Below are 719 nucleotides of genomic sequence, written 5' to 3'. Positions count from 1 at the left end.
GGATGATCCTCAGGAAGCTGAAGCTTTTTTACGCCCTCGTCCTCATCGCCTTGCTAAACCATATCGTCGCCGCCGTGCCAACAGCATGAGTTGAGTGGCCGACTAAGCGAATTGTTCAGGGCCGACTGAATAGTCGGCCCTGAATAAAGCGTTTTGTCTGTCGTCGGCGTCAGACGACGGGCGTTGTCTGAACGACAGGAGCGAACAACGCGAGAAGAACGAGGGTGCAAAAAAGCCGCAGCTTCCTGAGGATCATCCGCAGGTTGTGACCTGCACCACACAGCACGGCGTGCATCGCGTCGCCTAGTTTCCCCTTGAGCCAGTTCCGGTCGAGCTTCCCGTCTGTCTTCATGTGGCCGATAGCTGGTTCGATTGCACTGCGCCGTCTGATCATCGCGCGTAATCCGCGTGTGATGCCTCGTCGCAAGCCGGGGTGGTAGATCTTCACGCCGTCGACAGCAACACCCTTGTAGCCACGGTCGACGACGGCGATTTCCGGCGTGACGTCGCTCAGGATCGCCGCCTGCTCGAGCGCTTCTGCAAGTGTGTGCCCGTCGTAGGGATTGCCGGGCATCGAGCGCATTCCAACGAGCAGACCTTCCTTGTGCGTCGTCGTGATCGACACTTTCACCCCAAACTCATACGGCGTGCGCGCCTTGCCTTTGGCCAGGCACTCCACCTCTGGCGCATGCAGTGCGTAGAGCTTGTTTTTGTCCTTG

General features: G+C 58.7%; 1 protein-coding gene. It reads right to left on the bottom strand.

Annotated features, from left to right (window positions below):
* Positions 1–169: 169 nt before the first annotated feature.
* On the bottom strand, positions 170–719 hold a 550-nt coding region (locus VSR68_RS42525), incomplete at its 5' end, for a transposase (protein WP_342945379.1).

The sequence above is a fragment of the Paraburkholderia phymatum genome (genome assembly GCF_038900715.1).
GTDB classification, from domain to species: Bacteria; Pseudomonadota; Gammaproteobacteria; order Burkholderiales; family Burkholderiaceae; genus Paraburkholderia; species Paraburkholderia phymatum_A.
The sequence above is the reverse complement of the archived record's forward strand: the minus strand, read 5'-3'. Positions and strand labels throughout refer to the sequence as shown.